This window comes from Pedobacter psychroterrae (assembly GCF_004331695.1).
GTDB classification, from domain to species: domain Bacteria; phylum Bacteroidota; class Bacteroidia; order Sphingobacteriales; family Sphingobacteriaceae; genus Pedobacter; species Pedobacter psychroterrae.
The window spans coordinates 93,211-115,618 of sequence record NZ_SJSL01000003.1; the positions used below are offsets into that span (position 1 = coordinate 93,211).

Here is a 22,408-nt window from a genome sequence, read left to right on the forward strand (position 1 = left end):
TTTAATTAATAGACCACGTTATGAAATTTTTATTATGGCGCTGCCAAACTAATGGGGTGCTCAAGTGTTTATCGGCGTTCAAGTGTTGAAAATGTAAAGCCAAGGTTGTTTTTTTCATCCGGCTGGTGACTTTCAGAAGCAGTTTCCTTCCAGATATTTTCATCGATCTGAGGGAAAAAAGTATCGGCTTCAAAACTTTCATGTACCACTGTCAGGTAGATCCTGCCCGTATGCGGCATAGCCTGTCTGTAGATCTCCGCACCCCCTACGATAAACACTTCCTGCTCTTCAGCGCAAAGCTGCAAAGCGGAGTCCAGGTCATTCACCACTTCCACCCCATCTATGCTAAGTTCCCTGTTTCTCGTGATCACGATATTGCGCCTGTTGGGCAGCGGTTTACCTACCGAATCAAAGGTCTTGCGCCCCATGATTACGGTGTGCCCGCTGGTGATGGTTTTAAAGTGCTTCAGATCCTTGGGAAGGTACCATAATAACTGATTGTCTTTTCCTATAGCATTGTTTTCGGCGATGGCCACTACCATGGAAACCATCATACTGCTACTGCTCCTTTAATGTGCGGGTGCGGATCGTAGCCCTTCAGTGTGAAATCTTCAAATTTGAAGTCGAATATATCTTTCACCTCCGGGTTGATCTCCATCACCGGCAATGCTTTTGGCTCACGGCTCAACTGCAGTTTGGCCTGTTCGATGTGGTTGTTGTACAAATGCGCATCGCCAAGCGTGTGGACAAAATCACCGTATTGCAAACCGCATACCTGCGCTACCATCATGGTCAGCAAGGCATAAGAGGCAATGTTGAAAGGCACCCCCAAAAATATATCTGCACTTCTTTGGTACAGCTGACAGCTTAGCTTGCCATCGGCTACATAAAACTGAAAAAAGGCGTGACAAGGCGGCAAGGCCATGTTGTCCACTTCCGCTACATTCCATGCCGATACAATGATCCTTCTTGAATCCGGATTGTTTTTGATAGTATTTATGATCTTTTCGATCTGGTCTATGTGCCCGCCATCAGGCGTAGGCCATGAGCGCCATTGCGAGCCATATACCGGCCCCAGATCGCCATTTTCATCCGCCCATTCATCCCAGATCTTTACCCCATTGTCTTTCAGGTACTTGATGTTGGTATCCCCGCTCAGGAACCAGATCAGTTCATGGATGATAGATTTAAGGTGCAGTTTTTTGGTAGTTACCATTGGAAAACCTTTTTGCAAATCAAACCGCATCTGGTAGCCAAATACGCTGATGGTGCCAGTACCTGTGCGGTCATGTTTTTGTGTGCCCTCGTCCAGCACATGCTGCATTAAATCTAAATATTGCTTCATCTGTTTGTCTCTTTTCTCCGTGTCGCCAGATTAAGCCTTTTTTGTCAAAGGTTTCATCCGATTCTAACAGACTGCTAATATAAAGGTATCCTTTCAATTTTTTCTGATCAAATCGCTTTTGTGGATATTAGGTGAGGGTCATGGTGTCTACATATACGCTGTCGCTGATGCTTTTCCTGTCATCGGCAATCATGGCGATATAAAGATGCAGTTCCGTGTTTTTGAAGTACACAGGTAGTTCAAGGATATCAGACATTTGGAAAATACTAGTTTTCCCCAGTACTAAACGACGTTAAACTCTGATTAAATTACCGGCTAAGCTGTTTTCTGTGAACCAAAAGCCGGTGTTATCAGATACGACTAACACCAGGGCTAGCATGCCTGTTGATCAGATTTTTTCGCATGCCACTTCGGATGAGCCAACGGCCGATTATTATTATTTTACCTTACCTGTTAGTACTGAAGGCACTGCTAATATTTCTGCTTACTTCAGCACTGTAAGTTTTTATGACCGGCAGCCTCGAAAGTATGACCGCTATTCAGGTAAACTATTAGTTGCAGGCGAACGGTCCTCTTCTCTGAGTGCTTCTGATCAGTTAAATCGATCAACTACGACATACATACCGGCACCGCGCTGGGTTTACCTGGGAAAATACTAGGTTTTTTGGCAGGATTAATTGCGGTGTGAAAAAGAACAGACAGTTACCACAGGGTCAGTATTGAGAAACTAGAAGCAATGGATGAAATAGCAAGAATCAGTTTTTTATCTGGAATCATTCCAGATAATTGAGGGTAATTTTTTATATTCGTCACAACCAAAATTAACCTTTAATGAAACAAACTTGGATCTTCGCACTTACAATAATTACCAGCATCCCTGTATTTGCGCAAAACACCACTACAGAAGAACCAAAAAAGCTGATGGAAGTTAACATTAACCGAATCAGCCGGCAGCGTGAAATAAGGCGGTTGGATTCTGTTTCCGGTACGTACATTTTCTCCGGAAAGAAAAGTGAGGTCATCGACCTGACCAATAAAGATGTAGGTTTGGCCGAAAAATACGGTCGCCAGGTCTTTTCCAAAATACCAGGTATTTTTGTATATGATATGGACGGTACAGGTAACCAGACAAATATCTCGACACGTGGTCTGGATCCGCACCGCGGATGGGAGTTCAATATTCGAAAAGACGGAATCCTCACCAATTCTGATATGTATGGTTATCCGGCCAGTCATTATAACATCCCTCTGGAAGCAGTTGAACGTATTGAACTGGTTCGTGGTACGGGTTCTCTTCAATATGGCGGACAGTTTGGCGGAATGCTCAATTATGTGAGTAAGAAGCCCGACTCTTCCCAACTTTCATTTCAAAGTGTTAATACGGTTGGTTCGTATGGTCTCCTGAGTACATTCAATTCCCTCAGCGGTACCAAAGGCAAATTTAAATACTACGCATGGTTCAATAAGAAGGCAAGCAGCGGTTATAGAAAGAACAGCGATTCTAAATACGGTGCGCAAAATATCTCCTTGTTTTATGAGTTTACTCCAAACCTGGAATTTAAAGCGGAATGGACAAGATCCGATTATGTCACCCACTTGGCAGGGCAACTGACAGACCAGATGTTCAAAGACGATCCACGTTCATCCACCCGGTCACGCAATTATTATAACCCGGATATCAATGTTCCATCTATTACACTCGACTGGAAGGCAGGCGAGAACACACAACTGAAATTTACTTCATCCGCAGTAATTGGTGCACGTAATAGTGTATTATTTGACAAGCTGGTCAATGTAGTTGATGCTATAGACCCGGTAAACCTTCAGTATGCAAACAGGCAAGTTGATGTCGACCACTTTAATAGTTACACCAGCGAACTGCGGTTGTTGCACTCTTACCGGTTTTTGGGCCAGATCAGCAACCTGACTGCTGGTATTCAGTACATGAACAATGACCTGCATCGTCAGCAATTGGGCAAAGGGACAACCGGAGCAGATTTTGACCTTTCACTGGTCACGCCTGGCTGGGGCAGGGACATGCACCTCAAGACCAGCAATGTGGCTTTATTTGCTGAGAACAGATGGGTCGTGTCGCCTAAATTCTCTGTAAATGCTGGATTACGTGTTGAAGCAGGAGAAACAAATATGACTGGGGTCATCAACAATTATCCTACTGAGGACATCCCAAATACCATCAAACACGAATATCCCCTGTTTGGTGCCGGCGCCCAATATGAACTGAATAAAACGATGAACTTATATGCAGGATGGTCACAGGCCTACCGGCCGGTCATCTTTAAGGATATTGTTCCGGGTTCGATATTTGAGATAGTCGATAAAAAGCTGAAAGATGCGAAAGGTTATAACCTTGAAGGTGGTTTTAGGGGTAACTGGAAATTCCTGAATTGGGATGTAAGTTATTTCCAGTTGCAGTACAATAATCGTCTGGGCACTGTTTCACAAACTGATGGAGATAACCAGGAAACTATCTATCGTACTAATATCGGTGATTCTAAAACCAGAGGAGTGGAGATCTTCATTCAGGCGGCATTTCCGTTAGGGAAAATGACCAGCCTCTCTTTATTTACTGCCACCGCATATATGGATGCACAATATCAGAAAGCGAGCATTAGAGATGCCAATGCCAAAAGTACTGTTTCCGTTGATGGTAACAAAGTGGAGAGTGTGCCGGAGTGGACATCGAGAAATGGTGCAACACTGAAAATTAAGCATAACAGTCTGAGCATCCTGCACAGCTATACCGCCAAATCATTTGCTGATGCATTAAATGCTGTAATGCCAAATGCAACTGGTTCTGTTGGTATTGTGCCTTCCTATAATCTGTTTGATATGAATGCCAGCATAGCAATGACCGGCTATTTACGTATCGGACTAAATGTGGGTAATGTATTTGATAAAGAATATTTTACGAAACGTCCTCAGTTCTATCCGGGGCCCGGTATTTGGCCGTCCGACGGCAGAATGTATTCGACCTCCGTATCGCTGAGTTTGTAGGCTGATTTTATATTTAAGCATTTTTGTAAATTAAACGCTATATTGAATTGCAGCTGCTTGCTGTTGTCTCAGAATTGTTTTATAAATTTGGTCTGTGAATAATTTAGATAACGAAATTGAATCCAAAAGGGAACCTGAACTGCCTATTTACCGCAAACTGGCTTTGTCTCTGGCCACTGACATTAAAGCTGGCATGTATAAAATAGGGGCTTTGATTCCTTCAATAGGAGAAAGCTCAAAACTACATGGGCTTTCGATACCAACTATAGCTGCTGCATATGACCTTTTAAAAAAGCATGGTATTATTGGCCTGAATGTCAGTAACAGATATGCGGTAAAAAGCAAGAATTTGGAACGGTTTTTAGCTGAAGAGCTTAAAATGACCAGACAAGCCCGGTCTCAAAGCAAGTAGATCTGCATTATATTATAAGGTTAAGAAAGCCCCACGCTACTTAACCATGCTCTGGCAGACTCAGCATCGGTGAAAAACTGAACCACTGTATTTCCGACTTTGACATCAACCGCTTTTTCAGCTGAGAGCCTGCTGAATGCACTGGGAGAATATACCCAGGCAAAATAGCGCAGCCCCGCGTTTTCCATCATCGGGAACCATTCCTGCCCGGCCCAGTCGGCAGCTTCAGACCAGGTGCCCGTTACATTCGTGTTGTCATTCATGACCTTACTAACACCGCTTGCTTCAAGCATCTCCAGCATTTTCATGCCACCAGCCTTTACAGCATCCACAGTCTGGAAACCTGTCCAGTCCACCTCCAACCAGTGGTTGTCCTTGTCTTGAAATATGGTGATGTGGTCATTTTTGTAGAATTGGTTTTCCTCGGTGACCGGAGCAGAAACAACGGGCTCAGTAAGCGGCAATCTGAAATAAAATGTGGAGCCTTTGCCCGGCTCGCTTTCTATCCAGAAAGTGCCCATGTGGCGCTTTAGGATTTCTGAAGAGATGAACAGCCCAAGCCCCAGCCCTTCAAAGCGCATGGCGCTATTGTCGATGCGGTAATAGCGGTCAAATAAGCGTTGTACGTGTTGCTCCTGGATACCGATGCCGAAATCCTGAACTGATACAATCAGCGCGTCCCCGGCCAGATGGCTTTTCACAATGACCTCTATTCCGTCCGGGGAATATTTAATGGCATTGCTCAAAAAGTTGTTGATCACCTGCTCCAGCCTCAGTCGGTCTCCGGTGATGGTCAGGCCCTCGGTTTGCGCTAAAGTGATCTGGTGACTGGTGGTCAGCTGCGCACTCTCCACAGCGTCTTTCAGCATCTGAGAGAAATTGAAAGGCTGCAGGTCGTAGCTGAGTTTCCCGGCGTTGATCTTGGTCACATCCAACAGGTCGTTGATCAGTTTTTCCAGTCTGTGGATGTTATCAGTCGATTTTTCAATATAAGTTGCAGTTCGCTCCAAGTCCGCGCTTCTTTGCATCAATTGCGTGAAAGCCTTTATTCCGGTAAGCGGGGTTTTAAGCTCGTGACTGGCAATCGAAAGAAACTCGTCTTTTTGCTGTTCATTTTGCTTTTGCTGCTGGATATTGGTATTGGTGCCCAGCCATAGGCTGATTTTTCCCTCTTCTATCAAGGGTACAGCCCTGGTCAGGTGCCAGTTGTACTCTCCGTTTGCAAATTTGAGGCGGAACTCAGTAAGGTATTCCTTGCCCGTGGACAGGGCCTGCTGCCAGGCCAGTAAGCAGGAGGGCAGGTCGTCAGGATGGATAAAAGCCTGCCAGCCTTGTCCTACAATTTCCGGACCGGGATAGCCGAAGTCGTTTGAAACTACTTGGTTGACGTAATTTAATTGCCCCTCAGGATCTGCAGTCCAGACCTGCTGAGGAATGGCGTTGAGCATGAACTGGAAACGGCGCTCTGTCGCTTCAGCCTGCTGCCTTGCTAATACCTGACCGGTGACATCCTGGCACAAGATCATCACACCGGCAAGCCTTCCATTAGCTTCGCGGTAGGGCTGATAAATGAGGTTTAAAAATCCTGATATTGGCGCATCGTCCTTATTAACCAGGTAGGCTTGTTCATACAGATAGGTGGGTTCGCCGGTATGGAGCACGTCTTCAATAACTTTTGCGAAGGCTGCTTTGGCCTCAGGAATGATATTGAACAGTGGTTTTTGGTGCAATTCCCCAGTGCTGCGCCCGATTAGTTTGGCGTATGCTTCATTGACGACTTCAACGATAAACTCGGGCCCGGTGAGTAAGATGATTCCAACAGAGGCTTCCCGGATCAGGTTTCGAAACCGCTGTTCGCTTTCTTTAAGCCCGTCGAGGGTAGCCTGCAATAAGGATTGTGTTTCGCTCAGTTCCTCATTGGTTGTAGCCAGTTCTTCGTTTGCTGCAGCCAGTTCCTCGTTGGATGCATACAATTCCTCATTTGAGGCAGAAAGTTCTTGGTTGGCAGCAGTGACTTCTTCTGCCAGCGCTTGCTGCTCTTCATGCAGGTTTGCATTCAAAAGGAGTTCATTTTGATAAGCCTGGGCCAACTCAGTCGCCGCTGCATTATTGAGGATGGTTCCGGTGTTTGCGGCGACGGCCAAAAGGAACTGACGGTAATCTTCGTCAATCCGCTTTCTCGCGGACGCTGCCAGTACCAAATGTCCCTTGATGATGCCTTCTGCATTATTTACCGGGATGATCAGGGCTTCAGTCACAGGTTCCGGCCAGTGACATATAGCCGGTTCAGCAAGTCTGGTATCCAGGTTTTCAAGGTGGATCACTTCCTGTCCGTCCCCATCTTCCAACAGTTGAGCTACACCGGCAAGCTGATGCGAATTCAAACAACTACTGAAGACCAGTTCTTTCTCGCTGGAATCGTTGTTATTGCTATAATAAATGTAAAATGGAATATCGAGAAAAGCAATTGCCAGCAGACCCTCAATGATCTGGTTCGCTGTTGTGACGCTTCGAGCGGTATGAACTTTGGCAAGAAATGCGCTTCTTATGGCCGACCTCCGCTCGTTGATGACCCGGTAGGAGGTCTCCACAACTGCGTTGAACACGCCGCCCACACTTCCATCTATACTGACAATAGGAGAAAGGGTATAGTCAAAATAGCACTCCTCCGTATACCCGAAACGGTGCATGTACAATGGGGCATCCGGTCGGCGGTAAGACTGGCCCTGGTACAGTACACTTTCAAACTCGCCTTTTAATCCTTCCCATATTTCCGGCCAGACCACTTCGCCGGGTTTGCCCAGCGCCCAGGGATGCTTTTGTCCCGGGATGCTGCTCCAGGCATCGTTGTAAAGCAAGGTAAAGTCCTTTCCCCAATAGATGGCTATCGGAAAGCCAGAACTCAATGAAATCGCAATTGCTGAACGCAGGCTTTCAGGCCAGTGATCAGGGGACTTTAAGGTGGTGGCTGACCAGTCTTTATCTCGGATCAATTCTCCGAGTTGACCTCCGCCCTGCAAAAAAGGTAGTTGTTCGTGCATGCAGCAAATATAATACGTGTTTTGGCAGAAAAAACTGAATTTTTATGATTAACAACCGCTTCTTGATATAGTTTTGGCTTAGGGCGAAATATTCTTATTTGATCTTATCTTCCACACAGAATAATTATATTGCAGTATGGAACAAGTATACGACCAACGAGTATAAATGGATACCCTCAAAGTAATGGGATCAGGAGCTATGCATTATATTGGGTGCTTGAGGTCTTGTCTTTCGGCCTCGGTCTTCTGCGTGCATCGCTATACATAATTTACAAAATTTACATTTTTATTTACAATCTAAGTTCTTCAGATTGAAGGATATCAAAGTAGTTTCGCTGAATCAAATTGATAGGATATGAAAAACAAAAGAATTGTTTTATCCAGCCTGATCTTCGTAATGGCGGTAGTAGTTTGCCTTCCTGTACTGGCTCAGCAAAAAAAAGGCGCTCATAAGGCTACCTTTGTTGGTAAATGGAAATTAAATAAGCCGAAAAGTGACCTGACCGGGCCGTTTCCCGTGTGTATTTTTGGGGAAGGTGATCGTATGTTTTCTAATACGATGACCGTAGCCGGAAATAAAGGTCTTCTAACCGTCCATGTAACGAGTTCGTCTCCTGAATGGGAGCCGGTTAAAAGGCAAGAGAAACTGATTTTCGACGGTAAAGAAAGGGAAGCTACTGTTTTTGGGAGAGCAAGGGACGAGTCTACTGCCAGGTGGGCACACGATGGACAAACTATGATTGTTACCTCGCTTAAATCCTTCTATACAAAAGGTAAGGAACCAGATATTAAAGTAAAAGAGGTTTGGAAGTTGATCAATGATGGTAAGTCTATATCTGTCCAGGTCAACCTCCGCAAGGAAATGAGGAAGCTGGTTTACGATAAACAATAGGCTGTGGATTGCTGTTTACATGATCTCTCGATAAATTGTTATTCGATCAATTCCAATATTACACCATATTTTTTCTCACGAATTTGAGTGTCGGAAATGATTTCAAAAGTATAAGAGCCAGAATTCTGAGATGTTGTAACTTTTAATTTAGAGCCATTGATTTTATAGGTGCCCCGATACACTATATCACCACCCGGGCTCAAATCTGCAACCCCTTCTGGTTGTAATGTCAGGCCCCAGCCTCCATCATAAGCATTCATTGGTACATGGCCTACCTGGCTATATTGCTTCGATTGGTCTACCGTAATTCGGTCTTTCTTGCAGCCTGCGGCGAACAGTAATACTGTCATACAAATAATGGAAGGTAGCAAATAAGTCTTAAATAGCTTCAGTTGAATGGTCATTGTCAGGTTTCATTTAAGGTTTTTTATTTAAACGACTAAAACACCTAGGAACGCTACAATTAAAGTTTTTTTGTTCTCACACCTCTCTATCGTTTGTTGGGTTATTTCATACTTAGCGGGATATTATATTTTACCCTCACTGGTTTACCGTTCTGGGTTCCTGGTTTCCATCTAGGGACTCTTTGTAAAACACGTACCGCTTCTGCATCAAGAAGTTCATGCATAGATTCTACCACAGTGATGTCGGTAATACTGCCATCCTTGTCTATTACGAAGCTCAAGTTTATTTTACCAATTGGCTTAGGGTTAAGACCTTTAGGGTAAACGAATTTTGCACCTATGTATTTATAAAGTGCCTGCATACCCCCAGGGTATTCTGGTGGAACGTTTATGATCTCGACTCCCTCTTCGTCCCAGCTTTTGGTGCTTGTGGTGGCGTTATCCTTATAATTCGTTACCGTCTGCTTTCTCCCATTTTGGTGGTACCAGATAAAGTCACCATCTTTTACCTCCGGTGATAAAGATTTGAAGGTTCCGGTCATTTGAACTTCCCCTGTTTTAAAATAATCAGTAGCGAGGAACTTGCCGTCATCAGTGTTGCTCATGATTCTGTAGAAAGAATGATTGGCTTTTTCTGTTTCCTTCCAGTCGGCGTCGTAAAATGTAGTGTCGACCTTTTGGGCATAGCTTTGAACGCCTGCAACAAGTAAGAGTAATGCTGAGATAATTAAGCGTAAATTCATATTGCTAATATAATATTTTCCTGCTGAAGGTCAAGGACTGAATAACTCCCTGTATGAATAAAAGCCAATATCATCGTGCTCTTCAAGTCATTTTAAGGTATTTATAGTTGCTGTGCTCTTTTCCCTTGAGTTTTTATCAATCCCGGGAAGTAAATCTAAAGGCAATGAATGCAAAAGAAATGTTTAAGTTTAACTACTTTAGCATTAAACCAAAATAATACCATGAAACGTCATTTAACCTTTATCCTCGTTACCTTCTTCTGCAGCGCCTGTTATGCCCAAAATAAAATTGAATTGAACCTGACCAAAGGACAGGTATACCAACAGAAAATGTCTATGGTAATGGCTATTAAACAGACATTCAACCAGACTGAGATGCTCATCAACATGGCCATCAACGGCACAACGGTATTCACCGTTACTGATGCAAAAGATGGTGTATATGACATCGATGTTGCTTATAAGACCCTTTCTTCGAAGACAGATATGCCTGGCGGACAAAGTATATCTTTCGATTCTGAAAAAGAAGACAAAAGCGATACGGTTTCCATTTCTTTGGGGCTGATGAAGAACAAGCCCTTTCATATGAAAATGAACAAGCAGGGAAAACTTTTGTCCATCAGCAATGTCACACACCTTTACTCCTCTGTATTTGAAAAATTCCCGAACCTGACGCCATTGCAAAAGCAAAAACTGCAGGCTAAGATCGAACAGTCCTTTGGCGAAAAGGCCTTCAAGAACAACATGGAAAATATGATGGCTTTCTATCCCCAGTCAGCAATCAGCAAAGGCAGCAAATGGACTGTGAAAAATACAGTTGCATCTGCAAACATGGATATGCAGGTGGATAACAATTATACTTTGGATGAGATTACTGCAGGACAATATGTGATCAGCGGCGTCTCCAAAATGACCAGTCCAAATGCGGGTACTTACAAGGAGCTCAACGGGATGTTCGCCAAGACGGATATCACCGGCGATGTTACAACCAGTATGAAAATAGACAAGAAATCAGGCTGGGTAGAGGAGTCTGCTTCAAATATGACCCTCAAAGGCATTGTTTCTTTCAAAGCCAATGATAAAATGCCCGAAGGAATGACCATCCCAATGGAGATCAGCGGCAAGACAACGATCACTTCAAATTAAGCCCGCTTGCTCTCCCACGGTCGCTGATTGGCCTATACTCCAGTCTAAAGCCATAGCCTGCCACACTGATGCCAAATAATAGAGTAACAATCGTAAAACTTTGCGCTTAAGCGAACTTTACTCTTTTTACTTCTTATATATAGTCACTTTTCTTGTCGCTCCATTAGCGTTCCTCAGCGTTAGAGTCGCTTGGCTTGCACCATTGAAGATGGTGGGTTTCACCATGATTTCGCAAGTGGAAACATTTGTATAGTCGACGCCGTCAATGGCAAGAACCTGGTCGTTAAGGCTGATCTTGTCTTTCAGCTGCTCATCCCAGATCATTCCTATCCATATTTTATCGTCTTTAGGAATAATGGTTACCGGAAACCAGCCATTGGACAGATCAAAAGATGTTTCAAAAGGTTCAAAGTAGAATTTTTTATGTTTATAGTCTACTGTTACTATACCGTAATCCAGCAGACGCGCTCCGATAATGGAATCGTTTCCTACTGTGGTATTGTGGTTTACATTCTTGAATACTGTTCCATTGATGTGTAATTCCGGCACCTGCAACCGATACTGCGTGGTGTCGGTTCCAAAGCCATATAAACCTAAACTGTTTCTGCCTCTTGATTTCGCCTGTACGTTAAACACCTCCGCTTGTTGAGTTGCATTAAAATGAAATAGGGCAAGGTTAAAAAAATCTGCGAAGCCTGTATCGAAGAGTGTCGGAATGGTACCCGACCCTTTGCCGAAAAATGCGATAGTTACCAAGGGAAGGTTCTGGCTTTGTGTCAAGTACATATCCGTTCCTTGTTTTTGGTGCAGATTCAATTTTTCCGGCTGATCTGTAATTACAATTTTCCTGGTTTTGGAGGAAAATTGCACTATAGAGTTTCGCAGCATATTGCTCCCGATAAAGCCGTCGATCTTCAGACAATCGAAAATGAGGGAGTCTTTAGGGACCGCGCTTGGAATATTGTTGAAGACTAGATTACCAATCGTGATTTCTTTTAAATTTACGATACTCAAACTGTCCGCTTGATTATTGGCGTCCGAGATGGGGATCTTCTTAATCACCTCGGGCGTTAATTCGTCAAATAGCTTTTTTGTGATGGTATTGCCCGCCCCGGTATCCAACAGAAAACGATAAGTTTTACCATTGATAGTCACATTGATAATGGGTGCCCATCTTATATCTTCATATTCGATCTCTGTAAAGTAGTTTTTTTGACTCGTGCCACCCTGATTCAGTGTGAATTCCTCTTGTGAGTAAGATAGTGTGGAACTTAGGGTAAGCAGGAGGATGGCGAAAAATATTCTCATTTAATATGCTCCGATCATTGTTACCAATCGACTCTTTCGTAGATTTCTTCATATATTTCCGGCCCACCTATTGTGCCAACGGTATGCAGCTTGCCATCTTTTATAGTTAGTTTGTAGTTGATTTTCATTTTTTCGAAGCCATCAAAAGCGGCATATTTAGTAAATTCCTGGTAATTTCCGTTCTCTAAAGAATAAATCCCTCCGGAAACTGAAGCTGCAATTTTTCTATTGTTTAGCTCTGGTACTTTCTTTTCTACGATCACAACAAAATTTGTCGGCGTCAGTATTTTCCGCAAAAAAACAGATCCGCTGTCCGACAAAAGCATTTGGCCGTTTTGATAGGTGATCTTCTGGCTGATCAGTTTCCAGGTGCCAATATGTGCTGTGCTGTGAGATGAGGTTTTAATTGTTGCGTTGTTAACTTTTTTCTTTTGCGTTTGTGCGATGGCAGCTGCGCAGATCAGCGTGGCCGCAAGGGTAAGGATCAGGATTTTATTCTTCATACAAGCGTTAATAATCGGTTATTGTAAATATATATTAATTCATCATTTGCAACAAGCTTATATGAGGAACTTTACGTAATGGGGCCAATAATTGATCATTGTATTAACATCTAAGATTTCCAGGGCGTATGAAATTTGGCTTCTAATAATCTTCGTTTTGTGAGACATTAAGTTTCTCTTTATCTTGCTTAATGCTTAAGTTCCCGGCTAGACGAAAAGATGGATTTCACAGCGTTAACAATGCACAATTGTCGATGTAAAATAAATGTTTTCATTTTTGTGATTTTTCAATCGTTCTAGCGAATAATATAGTGAATATAAATCTTAAGTGAATCGAATGTCAGAAAGAGAGCAATTTATTGATATTATAAATGAGCATAAAAGGCTTTTGTATAAGGTGATCTACTCTTATTGCCGGAATTCGGACGACAGAAAAGACCTGGAACAAGAAATTATAATCCAGTTATGGAAGTCCTTGAAGAATTATAATCAGGAATTTAAATTGTCTACTTGGATATATAAAATAGCTCTGAATGTGGCTGTATCATATTACAGAAGAGATTTCAAACGTACGAAGACTATCGAGCCTTATAATGAGACCATCTTTAAAATCGCAGTGGAAGAAGATTATAATGAAGAGCACATAAATAAAACCATTCTCTTACACAAGTTTATCAATAAACTCGATGAACTAAATAAGGCAATTATTATACTTTATTTAGAAGATAAAAGCTATAACGAAATTTCGGAAATCACTGGACTGACCGAAACCAACGTCGGCACAAAAATTAACCGAATCAAAAGGAAACTAAAAGAAAGTATTTCTATAATAAATGACTATTAATATGGAACTCGACGAATTAAAAAATCTCTGGCAAGCGGAACATAGAAACTTAAACAGCAGGATTAAACTTAACGAAGAACTTTTGATGAAAATGAATATGGAAAAAGCTGCCGGAGACATTAACAAGATTGTCAACATATCATTGTTTGGCCGGAATATGGCCTTGATTTATTGTCTTGTATCCATAGGCCTTGCAGTTTCGATGATTGAGTCAATTGAGTACAGTATACCGGCGATTTTAGGTGCTTTAGCGATGCTATGGTCTTTTATCTCCCATTTATCGATAAAAAAACCAAACTATAAAGACTCAATAATTCAATTGCATAAGACGATTTGCACCTTTAAGATTCATTTGGCTGCGAACGCTAAATATGATATTATAATTGTTGCCTTTTGGTTTTTAAGTGTAGTGCCAATCGTTTTAAATGTTACTTATAAAGTTTCATTGTATAATAATAATCAGGTTCTAGCAATCTTTTGTTTGGTTGCTGGTATTATTCTTACACTCACTATAATTTTAAGCCGTAAAGCGTATGCAGAATATGATAGACAATTAAAAATTACCCAGGATCAATTGGCAGAACTGATTGAATTTGAAAAGAATAACTTACGTTAATGAATTCTTGAAAGTATTGTTAGATCACATTTTTTTAATTTCAATACGGCTTTTTTCATACCTGAATCTTTGTTGTTAAGATTTTTTAAGAAGAAACTATTATATCAGCTTTACGGGAAAAAGAAATCTTCGTTTAATGATACAAATGATAAACACCATTATAAAGCTCTTTGTCTTATCGAACTATCTATCTAAGACCAGCCTTGTAGCAGGTAACATATTTATCTTCTTATCGAATAATCTTTTGAAGGAACGCACGTAGATATCAGTCAATAGAGTTGTACCAAATAATACAAAGAATTTTGCTTCTCCATTAACTGAAAATAATGCTGCAGGTTGAACAACCAAACCAATTATAGAAATAACAATGGAAAATCCAATCAACCAAGTTCTGTTCATGAAATCGTAAATCAAAGAAGGCTTCTCAAATCTTCTGTCTATAAAATATCTTTTGTAAAAATAGTACACTCCAGGAAAAGTTACCGCAATTGCTAATGCGTACATTATGTTAATCATCACCTTTTCCGGTATAGTGCTGTTGTAAATCATATAGAAATACCAGCATATAACGATATAGATACAACATCGGGGAACTTCAAAGCTGTTCAACACCTCTCGCCAAAGTAATTTACTATATTTTACTGTCACGTGTTTGCGATGATGCTTCTCTTCCTCCCCAATCAACTCAAAGCTCCCAAAATCCTCCTTAATAATTTGCGCTACGAGTAGTAAACTGAAGGCTTCATCTTTAAATTCCAACGCATTTACTAGATGGTCATAAAGTTCTTCACAAGTTTCTCTATATTTCACTTGCATTGAGACAAAGTGATGAATTTCATTCAGCTGTTTTATGGTTAATTTCATCAGAATGAGGGTTTAAGATTCAACAGCGCTTGCAGGTTTTGTATGAAACATGATGCTTCCTGTCGTTTATTTACCACTTCTATTTTTCCACTCTCAGACAGTGAATAATATTTACGAACACGATTATCCACTATTTCCGTTGATGTCTCCAATAATCCTTCAGCTTCCAGCTTATGCAAAGTAGGATATAATGCCCCTTCTTTTATTAGTAAGTCGCCCTGTGTGATGGTTTTTACTTTTTGAGTAATCTCGTAACCATACATTTTATCCTGCTGAGACAGCATGCTTAAAATAATGGTTTGCAGAGTGCCTTTAAATAGATCAGTGTTTAATGCCATATGCTAATATACATAATTTTATATACATAAAAAATTATGCATAAAAAACTACATTTATATCACTGTGTTTATTTACTAAGTTTCTATTTTTTTATTAGTGGTAGATCTTGATAAATCGGGGTGTATCGTGTTGTGGTAGTAAATTAAGGTTAGGAATTATTAAACAGACTTGTACTCGTTATTGTACAAGTCTTATTTTTTATTTAACTTTGAATATATATTATTGATAACATTATGGAGATCACCACATATTCTAATTTCAGGCAGCATTTAAAAAGCTTTTTAGATAAGGTATTCTTAAGCCAGGGACCTTTGTACATTAGCAGGAATAATGGAGAAGACGTGGTTGTTCTCTCTAAAGCGGATTACGAGAGTTTGATGGAAACATTTCATTTGATGAAAAGTCCGAAAAATGCTTCCAGACTAATGGAAGGGATTGTTGAATATAAAAAAGGTAAAGGGCAGGAAAGATCGCTTATTGAAGAATGAGAATTATTTTTCTAAGCGTTGCCTGGGAAGATTACCTTTACTGGCAACAAAATGATAAGTCAATTTTAAAGAAGATTAATGCGTTAATTAAAGAAATTGAAAGAACACCATACGAGGGGCAGGGGAAACCTGAAATGCTTAAGCACGATTTATCTGGTTGGTGGTCGAGGAGGTTAAATTTAGAGCATCGCGTTGTATATAGAATAGAAGATGACTCAGTTATTATTCTTCAATGTAGATATCATTATTGATCATTAAAACTTTTTTAAAATAAATCTACTACCAATAATCCGGAAATAGCCGCTGCTACGCCATTGCAGCTGGACATGGCTATCTTTAGCTGTTTATTCAAATCCACGATGGCCAGTTAGCTTAGCTACATAAACCGCCCTGGTATTTCCCCGAATAAATTTGATCCTGCCCTTTGACCTCCCCAACTGCATTCCAGTATGCCATCCAATCTCTACCGGCCCAATAGATTTCAGGGTTCCCTTTATTTCCCTGAGGTCGAAATTAGTGTTGTATTTGATGTTAATGTTCCCAATGGATTTGAGTGTTCCTTGTTGGTCGTGAATGTCAAATGAATTGTTGTATTTAAAAATAATGTTGCCAATTGACTTTATTTTTCCAGGTATGTCGTGGATGTCGAAATTGCTGTAGTAATCAACGTCGATGCCATTAATGGATTTTATCTTCCCCGCTTTATTGTTGTCAAAATCATTATACTCCTCTATTTTCAGGCCCTGGTTGGGGGAGGGCCTTCCGTATATGTCGAAATCGATATCCGAAGTTTGCTTATCGCTTCTGCGTAAAGATGTGGTAGCTATAATATTTCCTTCCCCATCGATCGTGATGATGAAATCCTGGACAGTGAGCTCGAGCAGACGGATATGAGATTTGAAGTCTTCGATCATAAAATAGGCGGAATGGATTTGCTGAGCGCTGGCGGTGCTGGCAAGACATAGCCAAAACAGCACCATTTTTACAGTAATGTTTTTCATTTGTGTGTGTTGATTATTGCAGACCTAACACTGCCCCTCAATATAGTAAATATTGGGGATTTAAAAAGGAGTTTGGTCTTTTAACAGCCGGTCAACCGTCTCACTGAACTTTGTTTGTAAGCGCTTATCAAAAAGCGCCAGTTTTTTCCATGCTTTGTTTCCATACACTCCGGCCTTAGTATAATCAAACTGCCTGAAGCCTATTTTATCGATCACTGTGGTGTTTTTAATATGGAAATCATGATTCAATGGATCATTAAACAATGGGTCGGCTACAAGGGCATGTTGATCTTTTGCAGTATTGATTTTTTCCATGGCAGTGTTCCAGTAGATATTGCTGTCTTTTACCGCATTGACTTTATCCCAGTTAGTCTCACCAAGTTTTCCCGACGAGTAGTAAATGATGTTTCTGGTAAACCTGAAGGATTGATGCTTTTCTACGCGGCTAGCCTGAAGCTGGGCTTTGATCTGGAAGGCAAAAATGTTATTGCGGATGAGGTTGTCTTTGCCATAATGCTGGTGAAAGCCGGAGTTTTTGCAATTGTATACCAGGTTGTTTTCCATAACAATACCTGTGGAGCCTTCATCGGTATACAATCCCCAGCCACCGTAGCCATAGGAGTAAATATCGTGAATGACATTGCCACTTACCACCGTGCCTTCAGAGAGGCCGAGCGTATAAATGCCACCCATATCACTCAACTCACCCCAGCCCAGATGATGGATGTGGTTGTTGATGATCTTATTGCGTTTTGTCGGACTTTCTGCATATCCCCATACCCATCCAACAGAAATACCTGTGTACCTGAAATCTGCAATCTCGTTGTGCGATATGGTGTTGTCTGCCGATTGAAAAATGATGACTCCTATACCCGTAGGTATTTCCTGCCCGCCTGAGCGGATGATGTTGTTGTCGATCAGGATATTTCCCGTAGCTGTGCGCTGATCAGCAGGTATCTTCATTTCGCCGATCTTTAGTCCTCCAATACCCAGGTCATGGAAGTAGCTGTTGGTGACAGAATTGTTCTGGCAGGCGGTCCGGAACCATAGTCCGTTATTGCCTGTGTGGAATATCTCACATTTGTCAAAGCGGATGTTGTCTGCATAATCGACCATAACGGTGGCTTCGGTAGGAGCGGCTGCCTGCATAGGTTCTTCCCCCTCAGCTGTCATGATGTGACGGGTATGCTGAAAAGAAAGATTTTCAAACCGTATATGTTGTGCTTTTAGATCAGGGCTGCCTTTAATGACTACTATTTGTTCGATAAGCGGGACGATTGCGATAGTTGCAGTTATGGTTTCACCTGGTTTGGGTATATAATACAAAGCACCTGAAGGATCGTAAAAGAACTCACCTGCCTGGTCCAGAAATGTTCTCTTGTTCTCGAAATAAAACTGTGCGCTGTTATTGAGCTTGTTCCAGGGCTGCATGGGTTTTCCGGAGATGGAAATACTTGTTTCTTTCCCCTCGATTTTCTCTACATATTTACGGGTTCTGTCCCATGCGTGGTGGATGGAAACGATCAGGTTACCAGTGTCCTGTGCAGGAAATTGCAGGGTCTGAAACTGATCGGTTGTGAGCGGGATCTTTTGAATAGCCCGCTTTCCGGCTGTTTCCGATACGCCTTTGATTTTGTAGAAAATATCTTGATTTGGTGTGCGGGCACGTACCGCCCTGGTTCCATTTATGAAGAGCTGCTGGATAGGCCCTCCATATAGATTGGGATTTGAAAGGTCAATTTTCCATAGCTGATCTGTTATTTTTTGAAAGGAAGGGAGCAGTGTGCCTCCGCTAAAAACAGGTGTTTTTCCAGCTGTACCGCGAATGATCAGGGCTGAATTGGCTGTGCCGGAATCCTCTTGTGTAAATTCCAGAGGCTTTGTCAGGTAATAAGTGCCGCTGCTTACCAGTATCTCTACCGGTTCCTTCAATTGTTTTTGCTGGCGTAGCTTTCTAATATGGTCCCGCGCTGCTTCAAGGGTAGCAAAGGGTGCTTTGGCAGTTCCGGGATTGCTGTCCTTGCCGTTTAAGGATACATATATGGTTAAAGAAAATGCGGAGGAAGTAATGCCTACTGAGAACGTCGAGTGCGTTGAGAACATGAGCAAAAGAAGAATGCTTTGTTTTAATCGGGTCATCTGGTTTAATTTAGAAAACCTAATTTAAACAATAAAAAGGGCTTATGGCTATTTTATTATAGACAACAAGAAATAGACTTATGTTATTGTCGTGTTAAATCTGTGTTATCAACAGTTGCCTAAAAGGTGAAGATGGCTTGGAAAACTTAATAATGGATATGATTAATGAGATGTAAAACAAAAGTATCTTTATGCTTACTATGTATTGGTACGAAAATGATGTAAGAGCACTTGAAGCTAATCACCTAAATGAAGCGTACGACCCTGAAATCATTTTTTACGGTAGTTCTTCGATCCGTTTGTGGAATACGCTTTATCTAGATTTCCCGGATAAAAGAGTAGCTAATCTGGGTTTTGGCGGTTCAACCCTCGCCGCGTGTGTCTGGTTCTTTGAAAGGATCATGACTGATTATAATCCGGGCGCTCTGATTGTTTATGCGGGGGATAATGACCTCGGAGATGGGAGGAATCCGGAAGAGATCTTCATTTTTTTTCAGCAGCTAATGGCCAAAACGTCGAGACTGTTTGGTGGCATACCTTGTTATTTTGTTTCCCTTAAACCTAGCATTAGCCGCTGGCACATGGCCGATAAGTTTATGTATACCAATAACCTGATAGAAGGAGAGATCATAAAACTTCAGAGTAACTGGAAGTTTATTGATGTATACAAAAATATGCTGGATAAATCGGGATATCCAAAACCAGAATATTATACACATGACGGATTGCATTTAAGCGGACAAGGTTATCAATTGTGGAAAGAGATCATCCAACAAGCGCTGTGTTAATCATGACACCTGCTTAATATCCATGTAACATCAAACACTGATATTTCTTGAGAAATTTAATAACGATGAGACGGGAATATCACAAATGGTTTAGTACGCGGCTGGGCCGGGAAATGGAACTCCTGGTTTTCGGTCACGCAGGAAAGGCGGTGCTGTTCTTCCCTACCCGTATGGCCAGGTTCTATGATTATGAAAACTGGGGAATAGTAAACGCACTAAAAACAAAAATTGATAATGGTGAGCTACAGCTTTTCTGTGTTGACAGTATCGATCAGGAGAGTTTCTATAATCAGCATGCCTGTCCTTTAGTGAGGATTGCAAGGCACCTGCAGTATGAGAACTACCTGATAGATGAAGTGATCCCATTGATCCGGCTAAAAAATAATGGGAATTATATAGAAACCGCAGGCTGCAGTATGGGTGCATACCATGCCATTAACCTTGCCATGAAATATCCATGGCTATTTAAAAAATCTGTGGGCATTAGCGGAAGATATGACCTGACCAATGCTCCTGGTGATTTTAAAGATCTGTTGGATGGCTATCATAATGAGACCGTTTATCTTAACATGCCTGAACAATATATTCCAAATTTAAATGACAATTACCTGCTGAATGCGCTGCGCAGTCTGGAAGTTATCCTTGCAGTGGGCGAAACCGATCCTTTTTTGCCTGGTAACCGAAGGTTCAGCAATATGCTGTGGAACAAAGGTATTTCCAATCAGTTTCACATATGGAATAGCAATGCGCACCGGCCACACTACTGGCGGCAGATGGTTCCGATTTATCTTTAATCATGCCGATGGCAAGCATAAGCCTGATTTATTTGTTGATGCTAATTTAAATAAATAAAAAGGGCTTCGGCATTTTTATTGTTTCTTTGTAGTGAGCTACTTTATTTACAAGACAATTCCCCGCCTTTTTTGGGAAAGATGGTCGTACAAAGAAAAAATCAATGGTTAATATGGAGAAAGAATTGAAAAATGAGGATCTTAAAATAGAATTAAGGACACTTACTAAGGACGATTATCTTGGGCTTAAGGCCTCTATGATAGAAGCTTATTCAGAATGGGAGGGTGCCTCTTCATGGGGTGAAACGCATATTAGCCAACTGGTGGAGATCTTTCCGGAAGGACAGATCTGCATACTGGTAAATGGTGCGATAGCTGGGTGTGCGCTTTCCCTTATTGTAGATTACGATAAATTTGGAGATAATCATACTTATGCACAAGTAACCGGCAACTATACCTTCTCTACACACGATGAAAATGGGGATGTTTTGTATGGGATTGATTTCTTCGTCCACCCTGATTATAGAGGGATGCGTATAGGACGAAGGCTGTACGATGCCCGGAAAGAGATCTGCGAAAGACATAACCTGCGCGCCATAATTGCTGGAGGACGCATACCGAAATATAAAGAGTATGCTGATCAGCTGACACCTAAAGCGTATTTGGCCAAGGTAAAAGGCAAGGAAATACATGATCCGACTTTGTCATTTCAGCTCGCAAATGATTTTCATGTGAGGAAAATATTAAAAGGCTATTTGCCGGGTGATACACAGTCGCTTGAATTTGCTTCGCTACTGGAATGGAACAATATCTATTATAACGAGGAAGCCGCCCATATCAATTCCAAGAAGTCTATCATACGACTTGGCCTGGTGCAATGGCAGATGCGTCCCTTTCCAAATATGGAATCGCTCTGCGAGCAAATAGAATTTTTTGTGGACGTAGTAAGTGATTATCAGAGTGATTTTATTCTATTTCCAGAACTGTTTAATGCGCCATTGATGACGGCTTATAATCATTTAAGCGGAGCAGAGGCGATGAGGCAAATAGCCAATAGCACGATCCCGCTGCGTGATAAATTTGTGGAGTACGCAATTAGCTACAACATCAATATCATCACTGGAAGTATGCCGTATCTGGAAAATGGGGTGCTGCAAAATGTTGGTTACCTATGCAGAAGGGATGGGACGTACGAGATGTTTCGTAAGATCCACCTCACTCCATCAGAAAAAAACGCTTGGGGAATGGTGGGCGGAGATGAAATAAAGGCTTTTGATACGGATTGTGGTAAAATCGGGATATTGATTTGTTATGATGTAGAGTTTCCTGAACTTCCCAGGTTATTGGCAGAGCAGGGCATGCAGATCCTCTTTGTGCCGTTTATGACGGATACACAGAATGGTTATACCCGTGTGAGGAGCTGCGCACAGGCCAGGGCGATAGAAAACGAATGCTATGTAGCGATTGCGGGTAGTGTTGGGAACCTGCCAAAAGTGCATAATATGGACATACAATATGCTCAATCGGCTGTGTTTACACCTTCAGACTTCTCATTTCCTAGTAACGGGATCAAAGCGGAGGCGACACCAAATACCGAGACTACTTTAATCGCGGACGTGGATGTGGACCTACTGAAAGAACTCCATAGCTTTGGCGCGGTCAGAAATCTTAAGGACAGGAGGTCTGATATTTATAAGATAGTAAATAAGAGTAAAAAATAAAAGAACTG

24 protein-coding genes are annotated in these 22,408 nt (G+C 41.7%); 12 read left to right on the plus strand and 12 right to left on the minus strand.

What is annotated here, in order from left to right:
- Positions 1–68 precede the first annotated feature (68 nt).
- The 3 genes from EZ437_RS14205 to EZ437_RS21965 all read right to left on the minus strand — a co-directional run bounded on the left by EZ437_RS14205 (position 69) and on the right by EZ437_RS21965 (position 1,601).
- On the minus strand, positions 69–554 hold the full coding sequence (locus tag EZ437_RS14205) for a dihydrofolate reductase (RefSeq protein ID WP_131596723.1): 486 nt from the start codon (positions 552–554) through the stop codon (positions 69–71).
- On the minus strand, positions 551–1,345 hold the full coding sequence (locus EZ437_RS14210) for a thymidylate synthase (RefSeq protein WP_131596724.1): 795 nt from the start codon (positions 1,343–1,345) through the stop codon (positions 551–553). Before EZ437_RS14210 ends, EZ437_RS14205 begins: the two co-directional genes overlap by 4 nt.
- Positions 1,346–1,472: 127 nt before the next feature.
- Positions 1,473–1,601: a hypothetical protein gene (locus tag EZ437_RS21965; RefSeq protein ID WP_262708924.1), complete on the minus strand. Its 129-nt coding sequence runs from the start codon at positions 1,599–1,601 to the stop codon at positions 1,473–1,475.
- A gap of 73 nt (positions 1,602–1,674) precedes the next feature.
- Here EZ437_RS21965 and EZ437_RS21755 point away from each other — a divergent pair, with 73 nt between their 5' ends.
- From EZ437_RS21755 to EZ437_RS14220, 3 genes are all read left to right on the plus strand, one after another.
- A complete protein-coding gene (locus EZ437_RS21755) occupies positions 1,675–2,004 on the plus strand; it encodes a hypothetical protein (RefSeq protein WP_205942718.1) in 330 nt (109 codons plus the stop codon).
- 172 nt (positions 2,005–2,176) lie between these two features.
- A complete protein-coding gene (locus tag EZ437_RS14215) occupies positions 2,177–4,360 on the plus strand; it encodes a TonB-dependent receptor family protein (protein ID WP_131596725.1) in 2,184 nt (727 codons plus the stop codon).
- Positions 4,361–4,454: 94 nt separating this feature from the next.
- Positions 4,455–4,772, plus strand: coding sequence for a hypothetical protein (locus EZ437_RS14220; protein WP_131596726.1), 318 nt, complete (start codon positions 4,455–4,457; stop codon positions 4,770–4,772).
- Positions 4,773–4,792: 20 nt separating this feature from the next.
- Here EZ437_RS14220 and EZ437_RS14225 read toward each other — a convergent pair whose 3' ends face one another.
- The gene (locus EZ437_RS14225) at positions 4,793–7,813 is read right to left on the minus strand and encodes an ATP-binding protein (protein ID WP_131596727.1); all 3,021 of its coding nucleotides are present in this window, start codon (positions 7,811–7,813) and stop codon (positions 4,793–4,795) included.
- A gap of 355 nt (positions 7,814–8,168) precedes the next feature.
- Here EZ437_RS14225 and EZ437_RS14230 point away from each other — a divergent pair, with 355 nt between their 5' ends.
- A complete protein-coding gene (locus EZ437_RS14230) occupies positions 8,169–8,705 on the plus strand; it encodes a hypothetical protein (protein ID WP_131596728.1) in 537 nt (178 codons plus the stop codon).
- A 38-nt stretch (positions 8,706–8,743) separates the two neighbouring features.
- On the opposite strand, the gene EZ437_RS14235 is transcribed toward EZ437_RS14230, so the two are convergent.
- Both EZ437_RS14235 and EZ437_RS14240 read right to left on the minus strand, forming a co-directional pair.
- A complete protein-coding gene (locus EZ437_RS14235) occupies positions 8,744–9,055 on the minus strand; it encodes a hypothetical protein (RefSeq protein WP_131596729.1) in 312 nt (103 codons plus the stop codon).
- A gap of 155 nt (positions 9,056–9,210) precedes the next feature.
- On the minus strand, positions 9,211–9,852 hold the full coding sequence (locus EZ437_RS14240) for an energy transducer TonB (protein ID WP_131596730.1): 642 nt from the start codon (positions 9,850–9,852) through the stop codon (positions 9,211–9,213).
- Positions 9,853–10,074: 222 nt separating this feature from the next.
- On the opposite strand from EZ437_RS14240, the gene EZ437_RS14245 reads away from it, so the two are divergent.
- Positions 10,075–10,998 carry a DUF6263 family protein gene (locus EZ437_RS14245; protein WP_131596731.1) on the plus strand — a complete coding sequence of 308 codons (924 nt, stop codon included), beginning with the start codon at positions 10,075–10,077 and terminating at the stop codon, positions 10,996–10,998.
- Between the two features lie 126 nt (positions 10,999–11,124).
- Here EZ437_RS14245 and EZ437_RS14250 read toward each other — a convergent pair whose 3' ends face one another.
- Together EZ437_RS14250 and EZ437_RS14255 are read right to left on the minus strand one after the other, a co-directional pair.
- A complete protein-coding gene (locus EZ437_RS14250) occupies positions 11,125–12,306 on the minus strand; it encodes a retropepsin-like aspartic protease (protein ID WP_131596732.1) in 1,182 nt (393 codons plus the stop codon).
- 20 nt (positions 12,307–12,326) lie between these two features.
- Positions 12,327–12,809, minus strand: a complete 483-nt coding sequence (locus tag EZ437_RS14255; protein WP_131596733.1) for a hypothetical protein — start codon at positions 12,807–12,809, stop codon at positions 12,327–12,329.
- A gap of 337 nt (positions 12,810–13,146) precedes the next feature.
- Between EZ437_RS14255 and EZ437_RS14260 the strand changes: the two genes are divergently transcribed.
- The gene (locus EZ437_RS14260) at positions 13,147–13,653 is read left to right on the plus strand and encodes an RNA polymerase sigma factor (RefSeq protein ID WP_131596734.1); all 507 of its coding nucleotides are present in this window, start codon (positions 13,147–13,149) and stop codon (positions 13,651–13,653) included.
- 1 nt (position 13,654) lies between these two features.
- Positions 13,655–14,269: a hypothetical protein gene (locus EZ437_RS14265; protein ID WP_131596735.1), complete on the plus strand. Its 615-nt coding sequence runs from the start codon at positions 13,655–13,657 to the stop codon at positions 14,267–14,269.
- A gap of 183 nt (positions 14,270–14,452) precedes the next feature.
- Here the strand turns inward: EZ437_RS14265 and EZ437_RS14270 are convergent, their stop codons facing one another.
- Positions 14,453–15,133 carry a hypothetical protein gene (locus EZ437_RS14270; RefSeq protein ID WP_131596736.1) on the minus strand — a complete coding sequence of 227 codons (681 nt, stop codon included), beginning with the start codon at positions 15,131–15,133 and terminating at the stop codon, positions 14,453–14,455.
- Positions 15,133–15,471, minus strand: a complete 339-nt coding sequence (locus EZ437_RS14275) for a PadR family transcriptional regulator (protein WP_131596737.1) — start codon at positions 15,469–15,471, stop codon at positions 15,133–15,135. The genes EZ437_RS14270 and EZ437_RS14275 overlap by 1 nt, the downstream gene beginning before the upstream one ends.
- 234 nt (positions 15,472–15,705) lie before the next feature.
- Between EZ437_RS14275 and EZ437_RS14280 the strand changes: the two genes are divergently transcribed.
- Both EZ437_RS14280 and EZ437_RS14285 read left to right on the plus strand, forming a co-directional pair.
- Positions 15,706–15,960, plus strand: coding sequence for a type II toxin-antitoxin system Phd/YefM family antitoxin (locus EZ437_RS14280; protein ID WP_131596738.1), 255 nt, complete (start codon positions 15,706–15,708; stop codon positions 15,958–15,960).
- The gene (locus tag EZ437_RS14285) at positions 15,957–16,211 is read left to right on the plus strand and encodes a Txe/YoeB family addiction module toxin (protein WP_131596739.1); all 255 of its coding nucleotides are present in this window, start codon (positions 15,957–15,959) and stop codon (positions 16,209–16,211) included. Before EZ437_RS14280 ends, EZ437_RS14285 begins: the two co-directional genes overlap by 4 nt.
- Before the next feature lie 93 nt (positions 16,212–16,304).
- Here the strand turns inward: EZ437_RS14285 and EZ437_RS14290 are convergent, their stop codons facing one another.
- Both EZ437_RS14290 and EZ437_RS14295 read right to left on the minus strand, forming a co-directional pair.
- On the minus strand, positions 16,305–16,961 hold the full coding sequence (locus EZ437_RS14290) for a hypothetical protein (protein ID WP_131596740.1): 657 nt from the start codon (positions 16,959–16,961) through the stop codon (positions 16,305–16,307).
- A gap of 60 nt (positions 16,962–17,021) precedes the next feature.
- Entirely contained in the window at positions 17,022–19,100 is a 2,079-nt protein-coding gene (locus EZ437_RS14295) for a right-handed parallel beta-helix repeat-containing protein (RefSeq protein WP_131596741.1), read from the minus strand.
- Between the two features lie 200 nt (positions 19,101–19,300).
- On the opposite strand from EZ437_RS14295, the gene EZ437_RS14300 reads away from it, so the two are divergent.
- The 3 genes from EZ437_RS14300 to EZ437_RS14310 all read left to right on the plus strand — a co-directional run bounded on the left by EZ437_RS14300 (position 19,301) and on the right by EZ437_RS14310 (position 22,400).
- Positions 19,301–19,888, plus strand: a complete 588-nt coding sequence (locus tag EZ437_RS14300) for a GDSL-type esterase/lipase family protein (RefSeq protein WP_131596742.1) — start codon at positions 19,301–19,303, stop codon at positions 19,886–19,888.
- Between the two features lie 47 nt (positions 19,889–19,935).
- The gene (locus tag EZ437_RS14305) at positions 19,936–20,682 is read left to right on the plus strand and encodes an esterase family protein (protein WP_225869592.1); all 747 of its coding nucleotides are present in this window, start codon (positions 19,936–19,938) and stop codon (positions 20,680–20,682) included.
- Between the two features lie 170 nt (positions 20,683–20,852).
- A complete protein-coding gene (locus EZ437_RS14310; RefSeq protein WP_131596744.1) occupies positions 20,853–22,400 on the plus strand; it encodes a bifunctional GNAT family N-acetyltransferase/carbon-nitrogen hydrolase family protein in 1,548 nt (515 codons plus the stop codon).
- Positions 22,401–22,408 lie beyond the last annotated feature (8 nt).